The organism is Ochrobactrum sp. SFR4 (assembly GCF_019730395.1).
Classification (GTDB): Bacteria; Pseudomonadota; Alphaproteobacteria; order Rhizobiales; family Rhizobiaceae; genus Pseudochrobactrum.
Window position 1 is genome coordinate 1 of the sequence record NZ_JAAPBB010001486.1, and the last position, 230, is coordinate 230.

Consider the following 230-nt stretch of genomic DNA (forward strand, 5'->3'; position numbering starts at 1 on the left):
GATAAAACCCTGCTGGGCATGCCGTGGTATCGTAATGATGTCGGCACAGAACTCATCGAACTGATTGAAAATGAAAGGGCAATGAAGAGGGAACTCGGCATTGATCCTCAGCGCCAGTCAGCAAGGCAAATTGAACAAGCCATCAGCTACGGCACCACACATATCCGCACCCATGTAGATGTTGATACAGAATATGGCCTGAGCGGTCTCGAAGGCGTGGTGGCTTCACG

Annotated in this window: 1 pseudogene; it reads left to right on the top strand. The window is 50.9% G+C overall.

Annotated elements, in window-relative coordinates:
- Window positions 1–230, top strand: a pseudogene (locus tag HBA93_RS23970) (cytosine deaminase); the annotation flags it as partial.